At 49.1% G+C, this 15,122-nt stretch carries 17 protein-coding genes and 1 tRNA gene; 17 read left to right on the top strand and 1 reads right to left on the bottom strand.

Annotation, left to right across the window (positions count from 1 at the left end; all coding sequences use genetic code 11):
* Positions 1 to 58 precede the first annotated feature (58 nt).
* The 8 genes from AC0VZ8_RS20595 (at position 59) to AC0VZ8_RS20560 (ending at position 8,601) form a co-directional block, all read left to right on the top strand.
* Positions 59 to 376, top strand: coding sequence for an antibiotic biosynthesis monooxygenase family protein (locus tag AC0VZ8_RS20595; RefSeq protein ID WP_475484250.1), 318 nt, complete (start codon positions 59 to 61; stop codon positions 374 to 376).
* 254 nt (positions 377 to 630) lie between these two features.
* Positions 631 to 1,611: an AAA family ATPase gene (locus AC0VZ8_RS20590; protein ID WP_071220250.1), complete on the top strand. Its 981-nt coding sequence runs from the start codon at positions 631 to 633 to the stop codon at positions 1,609 to 1,611.
* Positions 1,612 to 1,624: 13 nt separating this feature from the next.
* Positions 1,625 to 2,731, top strand: a complete 1,107-nt coding sequence (locus AC0VZ8_RS20585) for a DUF58 domain-containing protein (protein WP_194543458.1) — start codon at positions 1,625 to 1,627, stop codon at positions 2,729 to 2,731.
* Complete coding sequence (locus AC0VZ8_RS20580; protein WP_475484249.1) at positions 2,728 to 4,032, top strand: DUF4129 domain-containing protein; 1,305 nt, start codon at positions 2,728 to 2,730, stop codon at positions 4,030 to 4,032. Before AC0VZ8_RS20585 ends, AC0VZ8_RS20580 begins: the two co-directional genes overlap by 4 nt.
* A gap of 12 nt (positions 4,033 to 4,044) precedes the next feature.
* Positions 4,045 to 5,997 carry a type I pullulanase gene (gene pulA / locus AC0VZ8_RS20575; RefSeq protein WP_475484248.1) on the top strand — a complete coding sequence of 651 codons (1,953 nt, stop codon included), beginning with the start codon at positions 4,045 to 4,047 and terminating at the stop codon, positions 5,995 to 5,997.
* A 105-nt stretch (positions 5,998 to 6,102) separates the two neighbouring features.
* A complete protein-coding gene (locus tag AC0VZ8_RS20570; RefSeq protein ID WP_071220254.1) occupies positions 6,103 to 7,707 on the top strand; it encodes an S-layer homology domain-containing protein in 1,605 nt (534 codons plus the stop codon).
* A 130-nt stretch (positions 7,708 to 7,837) separates the two neighbouring features.
* Positions 7,838 to 8,293, top strand: coding sequence for a RidA family protein (locus AC0VZ8_RS20565; RefSeq protein WP_071220255.1), 456 nt, complete (start codon positions 7,838 to 7,840; stop codon positions 8,291 to 8,293).
* A gap of 2 nt (positions 8,294 to 8,295) precedes the next feature.
* The gene (locus tag AC0VZ8_RS20560) at positions 8,296 to 8,601 is read left to right on the top strand and encodes a GNAT family N-acetyltransferase (RefSeq protein WP_475484247.1); all 306 of its coding nucleotides are present in this window, start codon (positions 8,296 to 8,298) and stop codon (positions 8,599 to 8,601) included.
* Positions 8,602 to 8,698: 97 nt separating this feature from the next.
* Here the strand turns inward: AC0VZ8_RS20560 and AC0VZ8_RS20555 are convergent, their stop codons facing one another.
* Positions 8,699 to 9,550 carry an alpha/beta hydrolase family protein gene (locus tag AC0VZ8_RS20555; RefSeq protein ID WP_475484246.1) on the bottom strand — a complete coding sequence of 284 codons (852 nt, stop codon included), beginning with the start codon at positions 9,548 to 9,550 and terminating at the stop codon, positions 8,699 to 8,701.
* A gap of 195 nt (positions 9,551 to 9,745) precedes the next feature.
* Between AC0VZ8_RS20555 and AC0VZ8_RS20550 the strand changes: the two genes are divergently transcribed.
* The 9 genes from AC0VZ8_RS20550 to AC0VZ8_RS20510 all read left to right on the top strand — a co-directional run bounded on the left by AC0VZ8_RS20550 (position 9,746) and on the right by AC0VZ8_RS20510 (position 15,089).
* Positions 9,746 to 9,818: transfer RNA gene (locus AC0VZ8_RS20550), tRNA-His, on the top strand.
* 130 nt (positions 9,819 to 9,948) lie between these two features.
* Positions 9,949 to 10,209 carry a YqkE family protein gene (locus AC0VZ8_RS20545; protein ID WP_071220257.1) on the top strand — a complete coding sequence of 87 codons (261 nt, stop codon included), beginning with the start codon at positions 9,949 to 9,951 and terminating at the stop codon, positions 10,207 to 10,209.
* 169 nt (positions 10,210 to 10,378) lie between these two features.
* Positions 10,379 to 10,963 (top strand): uridine kinase family protein, encoded by a 585-nt coding sequence (locus AC0VZ8_RS20540; RefSeq protein ID WP_475484245.1) that lies wholly within the window; start codon positions 10,379 to 10,381, stop codon positions 10,961 to 10,963.
* A gap of 136 nt (positions 10,964 to 11,099) precedes the next feature.
* Positions 11,100 to 11,819, top strand: coding sequence for a DsbA family oxidoreductase (locus AC0VZ8_RS20535; protein WP_475484244.1), 720 nt, complete (start codon positions 11,100 to 11,102; stop codon positions 11,817 to 11,819).
* Positions 11,820 to 11,918: 99 nt separating this feature from the next.
* Positions 11,919 to 12,725 carry a GNAT family N-acetyltransferase gene (locus AC0VZ8_RS20530; protein WP_475484243.1) on the top strand — a complete coding sequence of 269 codons (807 nt, stop codon included), beginning with the start codon at positions 11,919 to 11,921 and terminating at the stop codon, positions 12,723 to 12,725.
* A 38-nt stretch (positions 12,726 to 12,763) separates the two neighbouring features.
* Positions 12,764 to 13,363 carry a DUF4269 domain-containing protein gene (locus tag AC0VZ8_RS20525; RefSeq protein WP_475484242.1) on the top strand — a complete coding sequence of 200 codons (600 nt, stop codon included), beginning with the start codon at positions 12,764 to 12,766 and terminating at the stop codon, positions 13,361 to 13,363.
* A complete protein-coding gene (locus AC0VZ8_RS20520; RefSeq protein WP_475484241.1) occupies positions 13,356 to 13,826 on the top strand; it encodes a DinB family protein in 471 nt (156 codons plus the stop codon). The genes AC0VZ8_RS20525 and AC0VZ8_RS20520 overlap by 8 nt, the downstream gene beginning before the upstream one ends.
* Before the next feature lie 52 nt (positions 13,827 to 13,878).
* On the top strand, positions 13,879 to 14,502 hold the full coding sequence (locus AC0VZ8_RS20515) for a TVP38/TMEM64 family protein (protein ID WP_220684677.1): 624 nt from the start codon (positions 13,879 to 13,881) through the stop codon (positions 14,500 to 14,502).
* 362 nt (positions 14,503 to 14,864) lie between these two features.
* Positions 14,865 to 15,089: a hypothetical protein gene (locus tag AC0VZ8_RS20510; protein WP_475487731.1), complete on the top strand. Its 225-nt coding sequence runs from the start codon at positions 14,865 to 14,867 to the stop codon at positions 15,087 to 15,089.
* The last annotated feature ends 33 nt before the right edge of the window (positions 15,090 to 15,122 follow it).

The following is a 15,122-nucleotide window of genomic DNA, read 5'->3' as shown; positions in this document are numbered from 1 at the left end:
ATAAACAAGCGTTACATTTTAACGTTGATCGGATGGATATCGAAGAGGGGGATACGATATGATACTGGAATCAGCGATTCTTTATATCAAACCGGGGCTGGCAAGCGAGTTTGAAAGTGCTTTTCGGGAAGCTTCCGGCGTTCTGTTATCGAAAAAGGGATATGTAAGCCATGAGCTTAACAAGTGCGTGGAGAACCGGGATGAATATATATTCCTCGTCCGCTGGAGCGGGATTAAGGATCACCTGATCGGCTTCCGCGGGCATCCGGACTATAAGCTATGGAATGCGTCTCTGGAGCCGTTTTATGCCCGGCCGCCTGAGGTTAAACATTATATCGATATCCGGATCGATCGTCGCGAGCTGAAGCGGAGCTGACCAAACTATTGATTCCAGAAAGCAGGACGGATTCGACTTCTTCCCAGGAAGAAAGGACGGCAGAATAAGATTTTTAAATATCGGATGATCCCGTCCATAGGGTGCACTTTCGGAAGCTGTCCTTGGACAGCTTCTTGCCGTATTTGAAAGGACGGGGGAGCCGAATATCCGGCAATTGATCTTATTTTGTCCCGAATAACAGGAATTATGGGATGTCATGACGAACTTTGTTGTAAAGTTAAACTACATAAGGAGTGGTTACAATTACTATAGATTATCATGGCGTTCGCCGTCTTGCCGACGACATTCGAGCAAACGTTTCCAAAGTTATGGTAGGTAAAGAGCAGCTGATTGACAGACTATTTATTGCCATGGTCACTTCTGGTCATGTTCTGTTGGAGGATGTGCCGGGCACAGGCAAGACATTGCTGGCCAAATCCATCTCGAAGTCGATTGATTGCACGTTTAAGAGAGTACAGTTCACGCCGGATTTGCTGCCGTCGGATCTGAGCGGCATCTACTTCTATAATCAACAATCCGCGACGTTTGAATTCCGTCCGGGTCCTCTGTTTACGAATATCCTTCTAGCCGATGAAATCAACCGGGCGACACCTCGTACGCAGTCCAGCTTATTGGAGTGCATGGAGGAACGCCAGATCAGCATTGACGGAGTAACCCATCAGCTGAAAGAGCCGTTTTTGGTGATCGCGACACAAAATCCGCTGGAACAGCAAGGAACGTTTCCACTGCCGGAGGCGCAGCTGGACCGCTTTCTGTTCAAACTGAATATGGGATACCCTAGCTCAGAGGAAAGCGTGAATATTCTGAAGCGATTTAAAGATGATCAACCCTTGGAGTCTCTAATGGCGATTGCAACGTCTGAGCGGATTGTACAAGCCAGGCATATTGTCAGCAAAGTACATGTCAGTGATGTGATATTATCCTATATCGTTGCGCTTTCCGAGCATTCAAGACGGGATGAGGCGGTTGCCTCGGGCGTAAGCCCAAGGGGCTGCCAAGCCTTATTGAAGGCGGTGCAAGTACAAGCCGTCCTGAAGGGCAGGGAGTTTGTTACCCCTGATGATGTGAAGGAATTGGCTGTGCCGACATGGGCGCATCGGCTGAAGCTTCGAGGGACGCTCCACAGCCGCGGCGGTGCGGCCGCAGCGGAAGAAGTGATCGAACGGCTGCTGCAGCAGGTTCCCGTACCGACAGAAGAAGGCATTTCGTCGTAGGGGGCGGATGGCGATGGGAGCCTATTGGATATTGTTAATCGCCGCTGTGGTCATCGTTGTGCAGGGCAAGATTTTCAAACGGACGGCACTCAAAAAGCTGAACTACAGCCGTTCCTTCAAGGTGTCGACCTGCTATGAGGGAGATTCCGTGGAATTAATCGAAATCATTGAGAACCGCAAAGCGCTGCCTGTGCCCTGGTTAAGGGTAGAATCCCAATTCCGCTCGGGGCTGGCATTTGATAATCAATTGAACCTGGATATCAGTGAGGGGCAATTCAATCAGAACCACAAGAGCTTCTTCAGTCTTCTGCCATGGACCAAGATCCTTCGCAGACATCGGATTACCGCTAAGCGCAGAGGTCTGTACAAGCTGGGTACGGTATCGATGACGACGGGGGATCTGGTCGGAATGGAGTCGATTGTCCAGAGCAAGACGTTGTCCGGCGGCATTATCGTGTACCCGATGCCGATGGATGTGTCGGATATGGCGCTCCCGGTCCAGACCTGGATGGGCGAAATGCTGGTTCGAAGATGGATCTTGGAGGATCCTTTCCTGATATCGGGCGTGCGCGAATATCGGGACGGCGATCCGCTGAAGGATATTCAATGGAAAGCGACCGCACGGACGGGCATCTTGCAGGTCCACAGGCGGGATACCACAGCGGACAGCCGACTCTTAATCTATCTGAATATAGAAGATCATGAGCAGATGTGGAGCAAAGCGACGCGGCCCGAGCCGATCGAGTATGGCATCCGTCTGGCAGCGGGTATTACAGCTCATTTATTATCGCAGGGCATGGAGATCGGAATGGGGACAAACGGAACGCTTGGCGAGGATTCAACCGATGAAGCATTCGTCCCGGTTGCAGGCGGCATGACACAGCAGCATCTAATATTTGAAATGCTGGCGAGACTGGAGCTTACCCGAAAGGCTTCTTTTCATGATTATTTGGCCTCTGAACTGTCCCGGCATGAAGAGGCTAGAGATATCCTCATTCTAAGTACTTACGTCAGCCCCAGGCTGGAAGAGATGTTTCAGCGTTTTCGGGACCATGGGCACACGATTCAGGTATTTCCTCTCGGTGAAGCGCCGTCTCCTGCGAAGGAGGTGTCTGCATGACCTCTCGAGACACTGGATTTATAAAAACGTTCTTGCAGGGATTCGTGGAATGCGTGCTCTATTTTCCGGTACTCTTTATTCCGGCATTCTATCTGCTGCCTGAATCGCACCGATGGGTATGGCCTGCCCTAGTATTAGGCGGGTACTTACTTGGCTACACAGGTGTGCGATGGTTCAAGCTGGACCGTCAGTTTAAGGCAACCTTATGGGCGTGCCTGGTTTCCATTACGGCAGCCATCGCATTTGTAGGCGTTGATATTACCCTTGCTTATTTCATCCCCCTTATATTTATTTCCAGTTATCGTGGCAGCCGAATGGAGCAGGCAAGCTGGAATCTGATGTTTCCGGGGACGTATTTCTTAATAGGATTGATTTTGTTCGGGGTCAGCAGTTTTATATTAAGTTTTATGGATTCATTCCAGGGTGGTATATCCTCTCTGACCTGGATGGGGGCAGCGGCGTTAGGATTGACTCTGTTGCTTGTCAATCGGCAGTTGGTGTTGGATGAAACACTGCCAGGCAACGATCAGCCCGTGTTGGAACGGCGGGTTCTGCGCTACAATCGCTGGTTTATCCTCGTATTGCTGCTTCTGGTTGCGGTGGTCGCTTTTTTGCCGCAGCTGCAGCAGTGGGTCTCTGATATGGCGAGAGGGATCGCTGCATGGATCTCCGGATGGTTCAGCCCCGGTGCAGAGCAGACTCCGGAACCGCCTTTGTCGTCGGAGCCTCCTCCCGAAATGTCGTTTCTTGATGAAGAAACCAAGCCGCCGAGCCCATGGATGAAGGTATTGGAGCAAGTGCTGATCTATGGCGTGTTCACCGTGATCGGGATCGGGATATTGTATCTTCTATTCAGGTTTGGCAAAGTACTGCCTAAGCTGTATAGAAGATTCTCTGCATGGATGAACAGGAGGATGAACAGACAGAACGTTCAGCCCTCGTTAGGTTATGAAGATGAAGTGGAGAATATTGAACACGACCCGGCATCCAAACGACTAAAACGGATGTTGTCCGGTATTCGTATCGGCGGAAAGTTTCGGGCGGGAGAAGGATCGGAGCATTTGAATGAGAAAATTCGCCGAATGTATCGGATGATACTTTCCCGAAGTATCAGGGAAGGCTATAATTGGAAAGCATCGCTAACGCCGCGGGAAACCGAAAGCGATCTTAAGGAATGGAACGGACGGAAGGATCGTATTCCACAATCCTTGATTGAGCTTTACGAGGAAGCCCGATATGGTAACCGTACCATTACGGAAGAAGAAGTTGAACGGATACAATTGGATAGGAAGCATACATGAGGAGTGAACATCTTGTCGGTACAAAAAAAAAGCAACGCTGTTATTCACTACGGAGATCCCGCGGTAACCGGGGGAGTCTCCGTCTTTGATAAGGAATTTGACAAGCTATTTTATTATGATGGAACGGATCTGGGTTTAACCTACCAACCTGAAGAGTCCACGTTTCGACTGTGGGCACCGACGGCTAGCGAGGCATACATTCTGCTGTATCCGGATTGGCAGTCAGCAGAAGCCCGTCGTTTCGCGATGACTCGTGATGTGAAGGGAACTTGGCTGCTGAAAGTAGGTGAGAATCTTCAAGGCATGTTCTACACCTACCAGGTACTCATCGGGGATCAATGGAACGAAGCTGTCGATCCCTATGCTGCTGCAGTAGGCGTCAATGGAGATCGTGCTTACATCTTGGACATGGCCTCGACCGATCCTAAGCACTGGACAGAAGACAAACCGCCGCTTCCTAGCCCTCTAGATGCCGTGATCTATGAGCTGCATGTTCGTGATTACACCATTCATCCGGACAGCGGAGTGAAGCATAGAGGCAAGTTTAAAGGTCTGGCGGAGACAGGTACCCGAGGTCCCGGAGGGATTCGTACAGGGCTTGATCATATTGTTGAGCTTGGGGCTACGCATGTAGAACTGCTCCCGATCTACGATTTTGCGACGGAAAGCGTGGATGAAACCAGGCTTCATGAGCCGCAGTACAATTGGGGATACGACCCGAAGAACTACAATGCTCCCGAGGGCTCTTATTCTACGGATCCGTATGTGCCGGAAGTTCGGATTCGTGAATTGAAGCAGTTGATTCAGACATTCCACGATCAAGGGCTACGGGTCATTATGGATGTGGTGTATAACCACGTATATGACGGGTATCTGATCAATTTCACGAAGCTGGTACCCGGATATTACCTGCGTTATACGAAGGACGGCAAATTTTCCAACGGATCCGGGTGCGGTAACGACACGGCATCCGAGCGTCCGATGATGCGGAAATTCATTGTGGAATCCGTTCTGCATTGGGTGAAGGAGTACCGGGTTGACGGTTTCCGATTTGACTTGATGGGATTGCTGGATGTGGAGACGATGAATGAAATCAGGACGCGCCTGGACGAGATTGATCCGTCGATCATCACGATCGGCGAAGGCTGGGTCATGAATACCGAGCTGGATGAGAAGAAGCGAGCGAATCAGCAGCAAGCAGCCATGATGCCTCGAATCGCGCATTTTAACGACGGTTTCCGTGATGCGGTTAAAGGAGATATTTTTCATTTTGAATATAAAGGCTTTGTGAGCGGCGGCAGTGGATTACTTCATAAAGTGAAGCAAGGCATCGTGGGCGGCATCCCGTATTCCAAAGATGTTAAGGCGTTTGCTTCTGAGCCGGATCAGTGCGTAAATTACGTGGAGTGCCATGATAACCATACCCTATGGGACAAAATTATGCTGTCGACCAAAGGGGAAAATGATGCGACACGTCGCGATATGCACCGGCTGTCATCGGCCATGATTCTAACCAGTCAAGGAATCCCTTTCCTGCACGCCGGTCAAGAGTATTACCGCTCCAAGAACGGAGTGGAGAACAGCTATAATGCTAGTGATGAAGTGAATCGGCTGGACTGGGGTATGGCATCGGAGCACCAGGATGGAGTGAAATACATTCAACGGCTCGTTCAGCTCCGGAAGAATCATCCGGCATTCAGATTGAGGGATGCCGCGTCGATTCGTAAGCATCTTCGGTTTGAACCATGTCCTGAGCATGCTGTCGCTTTCACGCTTCGTGATCATGCGGGCAGTGATCCAGAGAAACATATCTTTGTGCTCTATTATGCCGGACGGAAAGAGTCCTCCCTTGCTTTACCTGAGCTGGGCGAATGGAAGATTCTGCTTGGCGAAGAGCATATTACGCGTTTAACCCGGGATTCCCTTGTTGTAGAAGGGATCGGTGCGGTAATCTTATCCTGTTAAATCTATACCGGCAGCGAATATTACCAAGAAATGAATAATGCCTGATTCTATGATCATCTGATATGCTGATGGTATCAGATGATAGAATAGAATCGAGGCGTCCCTTTGAAGAAATATTTCCTGTCACTTTGTTTGCTGCTGTCATTTTCATCGTTTTTTGGCCATTTTCAGGCATCAGCGGCTCAAGCTCCAAGTCCGACCGATTTTCACGATATCTCGGCAAGCTTTGCCAAAGACGCGATCCAGCGTCTGGCCAAGAGAGGTATCGTAAGCGGGGATGGCACAGGAGCTTTTTTGCCGCGAAATCCGGTTACCCGGGCTGAATTTATTGCCATGATTGCCAGAATGCTCAAGATGGAACCCGTTCCAAATGATTTGTCCGCGTTTCGGGATGTTTCCAAATCCGCATGGTACTACGGCTGGATTCATGCAGGACTTAATCTATCCATTGTTGAGGGGAATGGTTACCGGTTCTACCCGAATGCTTCCATAACAAGGCAAGAGGCTGCCGTGATGGTGATTCGTGCTATGAAAGAAAATGGATACTACAACGGAAATACGACCAACTATTATACGGATTCTGCTTCCATCGCGGAATGGGCTTGGAATGCGGTGGGTAAAGCGACGGATACAGGCTGGCTGCAGGGAAGCAAGGGACAGTTCAGACCACAGGACGCAATCACCCGGGAAGAGACGGCAATGCTGCTGGACCGGGTCTTGCAGTCGGGAAATGTGCTGACCCAAATTAACCTTCAAACTCCTGCAAATGTTCATATGGGCTGGTTGTATAATGGTACGACCCAGCAATACATCACCTATGCCAAACGGGCCGGCTTGAATGTTCTGGTACCGCGCTGGTACTACATGGAGGCAAACGGTAAGGTGACGGACCATACCGACAAGGAGTTGTTGAATTGGGCTCGCAACAACAGTCGGCAGGTGTGGGCTATGGTGGGGAACCGCGGGAATGCGGAAGGAACTCACCAAGTACTGAGCAGCGCTCAGGCCCGGAAGTCTGTCGTTGATCGTATTGCAGCGAATGTATCCCGGTATCGATTGGACGGAATCAATATTGATTTTGAGAACGTCATGCCTCAGGACCGCCAGAATCTGACGGCCTTTATCACGCAATTATCCATAGAGATGAGGCGGCTCGGAGCCAAGCTATCCATCGATGTTTCACCTGATCTGAATACGGATTGGACGGCTGCATTCGATTACGCAACCCTTGGCACACAAGTGGACTATATGGTGCTCATGAGTTATGACCAGCACTGGGGCGGTTCACCCAAAGCGGGCTCCGTTTCCTCGCTCCCTTGGAGCGAATCCGGACTGAGCAAGCTGCTGACCCAAGTTCCGGCGAAGAAGAGCATCATCGCGTATCCGCTGTACACGAGAGATTGGAAGATCGCTTCGTCGGTATCCTCGCAGGACATCAGTTTGGCTGAGCAAGGACATCGCATTCGCCTGAACAAGGCTTCATTCACATGGAATGAGAGCGTGGCGCAGTATGAAGCAGCTTATAACAGCGGCGGCATTCCGCATCGCATATGGACCGAGGAATCACGCTCTTTATCGATGAAACATCTCATGGCCGCCAAATATCAGATTGCCGGTTATGCCTACTGGTATCCGGGCGCTGAGACGACGGACGTATGGCAGGCCATTCATAACGCGGAGCGTTATGCTTATTATTCGTTCCGGATCTAAACATCAGACATGTTGGAATTAAGACCAGCCTCGAAGAGTGAGGTTGGTCTTTTTTTTACTTGTAAAAGGGTCATTCCGTGATACAATAGTTGAAATTTAGATAGAATATATTTCCTGTAGGAGTGATCACATGACCGTTCATGCCGAGGAACGTTTGAAGCAGCTGGGTATCAGCCTGCCTAAAGCAGGCTCGCCAGCAGCCAAGTATGCCAACTATGTTATCGTTAACGGGTTGATGTATGTTTCAGGTAAGGGTCCCTCAGGACAGCCGAGAGGGAAGCTCGGAGAGCATTACACAACAGAGCAGGGGTATGAATATGCCCGTCTGACCGGGATTGAAGTTCTGGCCGTATTAAGAGAAGGGCTGGGATCACTTGATAAAGTGAAGCGCGTGGTCAAGGTGCAAGGCTTTGTTAACGCAACAACCGACTATGAGGAGCATCATAAGGTGTTGAATGGATTCTCGGACTTGATGCTTGAGGTATTCGGGGATCAAGGAATTCACGCCAGATCCGTATTCGGAGCCGTATCCTTACGGGATCAGCTGCCCGTCATTGTAGATTCGATCTTTCAAGTGGAGGAATAGGCATGGGACTCGTATTATATTGGTTATACGATAACGACAAGCCCATAGGATATGGTAAGCTGAGACATCGCTTGAATAACAATCTGCTAGAGCTAGGGGGACATATCGGGTATGTCATCCGGCCGTCGGAGCGAAGGAAAGGATATGGCACGCGGCTGCTGGCGGAGTTGGTCAAGAAAGCCAATGAGAAGAACATAAGCCGGGTCCTTCTGACCTGCGATGAAGCCAATCTGGCTTCCCGCAGCATCATTGAATCGAATCACGGTGAGTTAAGTTCCATTACGAACGGGACCTGTAAACTGGATTGAAACGGCTGCTGGGCACAACTAGGCCGAAGAAATGCCAAACAAATCATGTGCTTGGAGAGAAATAAGTAGAAGGAGAGGAGCGCTCCTCAATTTCTACTTATCTCTTCAACCAGTCGAACATTCGGTTGATCGCCGCTGCATGCTGCGGCGATGGGAAATGATGCCCAAGCCCTTCGTACAGATGGGCTTCCGGCTGGTGCCCCTGTTCTTGAAGCTTGTCCAGCATCCGGTAACTATGCTCCACCAGAACCTGCTCGTCCCGCGTCCCATGGACAAGCAGGACGGGACATCGGATACGGTCTGCATAATGGATCGGTGATCGAAGAAGATACTGCTCAGGTACTTTGGCAGGCGTTCCGCCAATGACGCGTTTCATCATTCTGCGCAGATCTATCCGTTCTTCGTAGGTTTGTGCCAGATCGGAGACGCCGCTCCAGAGAATCATTTTGGATACATGTGGTGACAGAGCGGCAGCCACGGCAGCATTGATTGCACCGCGGGAAAAGCCCAACAGATGAATACGACGGTTATCTATCCAGGAAATGCTCGATAGCCATTCAATTGCGGAGATCACATCCATCGTATCGGCACCGCCGAATTCATCCCTGCCCTCGCTGCCTTCATTCCCGCGATAGGCCGGAGCAAACACGGCATATCCTTGCGCAGCGAATTCTTCAACCCACTTCAACCTTACAGCGCCAACCCGTCCAATGCCGCCGCGGCAATACAGGACCAAAGGAAGCTTAGGCTCAATTACTGGCTTAGGTGGTTCGTGTGAAACAGGATCCAAGTTCAAGGAGCATGCCAGCGTGCCGGTTATTGTAACGCCGTGAATTACGTTGAACGCTTTGGACATCTCATGGGCGACCGAACGGGGCAGTTGCGGCGGCAGACCAAGATACCCCATGACATGCAATCCCTCTGAGACATAGTCAATATGATAGATCATCGATGTGCTTCCTCCCGTGCTTATATCATCATGTTGTATCGAATAAGGGCGCTATTATCTGATAGTTGGAATCAAGTAAGTATAGTATGTTCTTTCCGTTGAAATCAAGAATAGGATGTAAGAAATTACAATTTGCCAAACAGCTAAATATCTGATAAATTATTATCTCGGGCATATCCATTGCTCATTGTCATGGCGGTCGTGGCGAAGGGGTTAACGCACCGGATTGTGGCTCCGGCATTCGTGGGTTCAAGTCCCATCGATCGCCCTCAAAGTAAGTATACATAATGAGAAGGAGAGCCGAGAGGCTCTCTTTTTTCGTGGTTATCACCAAGCAGATATAGATGCCAGGTCCTTCATAAGATGATATAATAATGTGCAAATCGAGGTGAATGAACATGGCAAAAAAGAAACAAAAGTCCCCCTTGCCGCGAACCGAGGCTGCCGATAAACCCGCGACTTTAAAGGATATGCTGGACCCTCAAGTTCTGGCGAAGTTGAAGGCAACAACCGAATCCTTGAAAGCCAATGAAGCCGAGCGGCTTGAGAAGGAAAGGCAGGAACGGGAAGCTGTGCGCAAGGCTGAACAGAAGCGGCGCGACAATGATTTTGAATATTTACTGGAACATAGCGAGATGGATTGGAAAAAATACAAGTGACAGGCAGCGTTATGCTGTCTGTTTTTTTATTATCGCGGTCTGTCTTCTGTGATCGTACGGCGGGAACGGGAGATGTTGTTCTGTAACGCAGGACCTTTCAACTTACTTGGATCGGTTGTATAATAATGGAACCTATACATTGGACATACATACGGAGGAAGATGAAAGGATGGATATGGAGCATAGGCAGACTTTAATGATCGGGATTGGCGGAGGTTCGGGGAGCGGCAAGACAACGCTAAGTCTTAAGCTCAAGGAGAGGTTAAGCGAGTACCGGGTGGCGATCTTCCATATGGATAAATATTATAAGTCCATTAGACCCTTGGCCAAAGCGCCCTTCACCAATCAAATATTTGAGGATTTTAACCATCCGGATGCAGTCGATATCGAGCGTCTGACCGAGGATTATAATCACGCCGTCCATAATGGCAAATACGACATAATTGTCATTGAAGGATTTCTCCTGTATCAATTCGAATCCCTTCGGTACTCACTTGATTTGAAGCTGTTCGTAGATTGTCCCGCGGATGAAAGAATGCTTCGCAGAAACCGGTGGTTTATAGAAAAGGGGCATAGCGAGGAAAGTGTGCTTCAGGAATATTTGCAGCTTGTGAGATACAGGCACGATGAATATGTTGAGCCTACCCGTTGGCATGCGGATCTGGTGTTGAATAGTTCCCTGAAGGGAAATCATGGTTTTGAGGTTGTGACGGATTGGATTCTTGCCAGATTAGAGGAGAACACCCCCGCTTAGATAACCGGCGTGCTTGTACTCGGTATCCTGAACATTCTTGCAAGACCTTCCCATATTCATGTGAGGTGTTGATGTCATGCTGAAAGCGGGTTACAATAAGTAAGTTAGCATTAATGCTCGCTAGGAGGCGAAGAGAATGAAAGTGGAAATATGGTCGGATTTTATGTGTCCGTTCTGTTATATTGGTAAACGCCGTTTCGAATCGGCTTTGGAGCAATTCCCTAATAAAGATCAAGTTGAAGTGGTTTACCGCAGCTTTGAGCTTGATCCCGGTGCATCGTATAAAGCCGGGGTTTCCATGGACGAGATATTGGCATCCAAATACGGCATGAGTATCGAACAGGCCAAGGCTGCGAACGCCAACGTGACCCAGCAAGCGGCAAGCGTCGGGCTGACTTATCACATGGATCGCGTCATCCCGGCCAATTCGTTTGATGCACACCGCCTGGTTCATTTTGCATCCGGGCATGGTAAAATGAAAGAAATGACGGAGCTGTTGTTCCGTGCACACTTTACAGACGGCGAGAATCTTGGCGATAAGAATCGCTTGGCCGATCTGGCGGCTGAAGTCGGCCTTGACCGCAATTTGGCTGCGGCCGCGCTCGAGAGTGACGATTTCCAGTCCGAAGTAAGGGCAGACGAAGCAGCTGCAGCAAATTTGGGAATTCGGGGAGTGCCATTCTTCGTGCTGGGAGGCAAATACGCCGTGTCCGGTGCGCAGCCGTTGGAAGTGTTCACGGACGCTTTAGATAAAGCTTATCGTGAAGCGAATCCGCTGGTGATGGTGAATGATTCCGACAGCAGCGACGGCATGTGCGCCGATGGATCTTGCGATCTGCCGGGCAGCGCGAAATAAAACATACACAGCAAGTAAGAGCCCGAAGCATCAGTAAGCGATCTTCGGGCTCTATTTATCCAGTTAAGAATGCACTAGCTATAATACATAGGAGGCAATATGCGGCATCTTCCATCTGAGGAACTTATCGAACGAATTCAAGATTCGGAAACGGATTATATGTTGGATCGAATGAAAGCAATCGAAGGTCGGACCGGAAATCCCGAAGGGGTCGAAATGAAACGCTTCGGCCGTGCGCTGTGCTTATACAGCAAGACCATGCCTTGGCTTTCTTTTAACACGGTGAAAGGACTGCGTTCAGAGGATCTATATAACTTGGATGATATCATCGACTTTTATCAATCGAAGGAGCGCAAATTCCAGTTCGAAATCGTACCCGGCCTGGTAAATCAGGAATTCCTGGCTGCGCTTGCCGAACGCGGATTCTATCAATCTGCTTTTCATAATTCAATGTATATGAACCCGCAGGAGCTGGAGGGGGTGCAAGGTAATGGAATTGTGATCAGAGCAATAGACAAAGATGAATTTGAGGATTATGCTAAAGTTCATAGCCGTGGAACAGGATTGCCTGATCAAGGAATTCCATCTGTAGCCTCGAATAACCGTGTATTGTATTCACGGCCGGGATGGAGCTTCTATATGGCTTATGTAGAAGATGAGCCGGCTGCAGCTGGCGTTATGTACGTAAATCAATCGACAGCGTCACTAACATTTGCCGCAACACTCCCGGAGTATCGTAGACAAGGCTTGCAGCTGGAGCTGCTTCGCAGGAGAATACGGGAGGCGAAGCTTGCAGGGTGCGATCTTGTTGTCTCGCAGTGCGCTTTCTTATCACAGAGCCATCGTAACATGGTATCGGTCGGCATGAAGCTGGGCTATGTTCGGACGACGTGGACCGAGCGCTAACCTGTAAGTTCAGAGGAGTGAGGCAGGTGGAGACAGCTATGCAAGAAAACATGGATTTTCTTAACTTGGAATACTTACGTCTGGGCTCCGATAAACAGAAGCAAGCAGCCATGGTTATAGACGAGCTTAGACTATGGGATCATCTGAAACCCTATAACCCGATATTGGTGGGCACGATTCCTATCGGGATTGACATCGAATCAAGCGATCTCGATATCATATGCCATGTGACGGATTTTGCCTGCTTTGAACGAGAGCTCAAGACGCGTTATATCGAAGATGTTACGAATTTCACGTGCTCATCCCGTACCGTCAACAACGTGGATCGATCGGTAGCGCGATTTCGGTACAAAGGATGGGAATTCGAGGTTTTTGCACAGCCATTACCTTCAACGAGTCAGAATGGTTACCGTCATATGATTGTCGAATACAAGCTTTTGAAGCGGCTCGGTGAAACTGCAAGACAAGGGATTATCGAGCTGAAGAGGTCGGGTTATAAGACGGAGCCTGCCTTTGCGAAGCTGTTGCGTATCACGGGCGATCCTTATGATGAGCTGCTCCAGATATATCATTGGCCGGAGGATCGACTTGACGCCTATATTAAATCTTATATGGACAAGGAGAATGGATATGAGTGACAAACAGCAGCTGCTGAATGAGTATTCCGCGTGGATCGGCAAAGTGAGAGAGTTCGCGGTACAGGAAGAGGGATTCTGGAGCACCCCGATGGCAGAGGGGAAATGGACCGTACGTGATGTGGTGTGCCATATCATGCGGTGGGATGAGTATTTTTACAATGAAGCCATTTCCAAAATTTCCACAGGGGATGTTTTGACTGTCCGCCATATAGATTATGACACTTTCAATGAAGAGTCGAGGCAATATGCCAAGACGTTATCGACAGAAACGCTGGTGGATCAGACGATAGCCGCAAGGGAGAAACTGATTCGAGCGATCGAAGCCTTGCCTGAAGCGGCATACGAGATGCGGTATGCGGACGGGGACGGGCATCCCTTTGAGGTGACGCAATTTATGCGGGATTTCATCTGGCATGACAACCACCATCTGGCTCAGCTGAATCAGGTGCTTCAGGTCGGCTAGTCGGCAAACTTAGCAGAAATGGGTGAAGTCATTGATTGGCTACTTGGACATCATGTCTTACTTTACAGAGAGCAACCTGGAATGGTTATTGGACCAATTTAGAGCATTAGGCCCGCTGCCGGGCATCCTTCTGACGTTCCTGAAATCCTTCATTCCACCGATGCCCACGATCGTAATCGTGGGTGTGAATGCGGCGGTGTATGGGCTTTGGGCAGGGTTTCTTTACTCCTGGATCGGTATGGTGGCAGGATGTTTAACGACCTTTCTCATCGTGCGCAAAATATCCGGTACACCTCTGATCGAACGCTGGGCAAAAAAACCTAAAGTTCAGCGTGGTATGCGATGGATTCAGCGCAACGGTTTCAGTTACGTTTTCCTGCTTGGCATACTTCCCGTTGGACCGTTTGTCGCGGTCAATGTGGCCGCTGGGCTGGCCAGAATGAACCTGATGTCCTATTTGATGGCTGTCACCTTGGGCAAGGGCATTATGGTGTTCTGTGTCTCTTACATCGGTGCCAACCTGTCCGATTTTATTGCGGAACCTTTTAAATTGTTCGGAGTCCTTGCCTTCATCGTACTGTCCTTATGGGTCAGCCGGAAGCTGGATTCATACTTTATAAGAAAACAATCGGTACACGATCAACAAGCAGAGTTATGTCGGGGGCCAAGAACATAGTCCCATTGAAAGTCGCTAAAATAGCGGCTTTTTTGTTTTATCGGTAAAAGTTCTTGTCCCGAGTCAAGGACAAGAACTTGTACCGATTGCCGAAAAGGACAAGAACATGAGCCGATTACCGATTAGATTAGTATCTAACTATGTTTCCGTGCAATTTCATTAAGATATCGGGCAGTGCTCAATAGATATTCCCATTTTGTGGATGGTGAAGTAAACTTAATATGTATATCCTTCAGCTAATTTCAGCGGATTCCGGTAGTAGGAATTAACGTAGGAAACCGCCTTAAGGTGATTCGATCGGTTAATAAAGGAGATGCCTTACAGCTTGTCCGTGAGTAGAGAATCTCTTTGACAAGAATGCAATCAAGGTCTATACGAAGGATGGTCGAGAGATTGGATTCGTGGCGAAATATTGGGCATCTATCCTTGCCTATAAGATGGATGTCGGATTCTCCTATACGTTATCTTTGGATAAAGTTGAAGTCGAGAAAAAGGTTATTTACATCCAGGTGAAAACAATGCCTGCGTCAGTCGAGCTACTGAATGGTATACCGTTATTTAATAATCACAACAATAATACCACCTGAAGATTATTCTAAACAGACGTAACTATAATAACC

Source organism: Paenibacillus sp. QJM3NY_38 (assembly GCF_056173265.1).
This window is presented reverse-complemented; position numbering and strand designations above follow the sequence as displayed.

Bases quoted from the DNA above. Each gene is read 5' to 3' on its own strand.
- AC0VZ8_RS20595 (WP_475484250.1), top strand. From the start codon at position 59: ATGATACTGGAATCAGCGATTCTTTATATCAAACCGGGGCTGGCAAGC.
- AC0VZ8_RS20585 (WP_194543458.1), top strand. From the start codon at position 1,625: ATGGGAGCCTATTGGATATTGTTAATCGCCGCTGTGGTCATCGTTGTG.
- AC0VZ8_RS20580 (WP_475484249.1), top strand. From the start codon at position 2,728: ATGACCTCTCGAGACACTGGATTTATAAAAACGTTCTTGCAGGGATTC.
- AC0VZ8_RS20565 (WP_071220255.1), top strand. From the start codon at position 7,838: ATGACCGTTCATGCCGAGGAACGTTTGAAGCAGCTGGGTATCAGCCTG.
- AC0VZ8_RS20560 (WP_475484247.1), top strand. From the start codon at position 8,296: ATGGGACTCGTATTATATTGGTTATACGATAACGACAAGCCCATAGGA.
- AC0VZ8_RS20555 (WP_475484246.1), bottom strand. From the start codon at position 9,550: ATGATCTATCATATTGACTATGTCTCAGAGGGATTGCATGTCATGGGG.
- AC0VZ8_RS20545 (WP_071220257.1), top strand. From the start codon at position 9,949: ATGGCAAAAAAGAAACAAAAGTCCCCCTTGCCGCGAACCGAGGCTGCC.
- AC0VZ8_RS20540 (WP_475484245.1), top strand. From the start codon at position 10,379: ATGGATATGGAGCATAGGCAGACTTTAATGATCGGGATTGGCGGAGGT.
- AC0VZ8_RS20535 (WP_475484244.1), top strand. From the start codon at position 11,100: ATGAAAGTGGAAATATGGTCGGATTTTATGTGTCCGTTCTGTTATATT.
- AC0VZ8_RS20530 (WP_475484243.1), top strand. From the start codon at position 11,919: ATGCGGCATCTTCCATCTGAGGAACTTATCGAACGAATTCAAGATTCG.
- AC0VZ8_RS20525 (WP_475484242.1), top strand. From the start codon at position 12,764: ATGCAAGAAAACATGGATTTTCTTAACTTGGAATACTTACGTCTGGGC.
- AC0VZ8_RS20520 (WP_475484241.1), top strand. From the start codon at position 13,356: ATGAGTGACAAACAGCAGCTGCTGAATGAGTATTCCGCGTGGATCGGC.
- AC0VZ8_RS20515 (WP_220684677.1), top strand. From the start codon at position 13,879: ATGTCTTACTTTACAGAGAGCAACCTGGAATGGTTATTGGACCAATTT.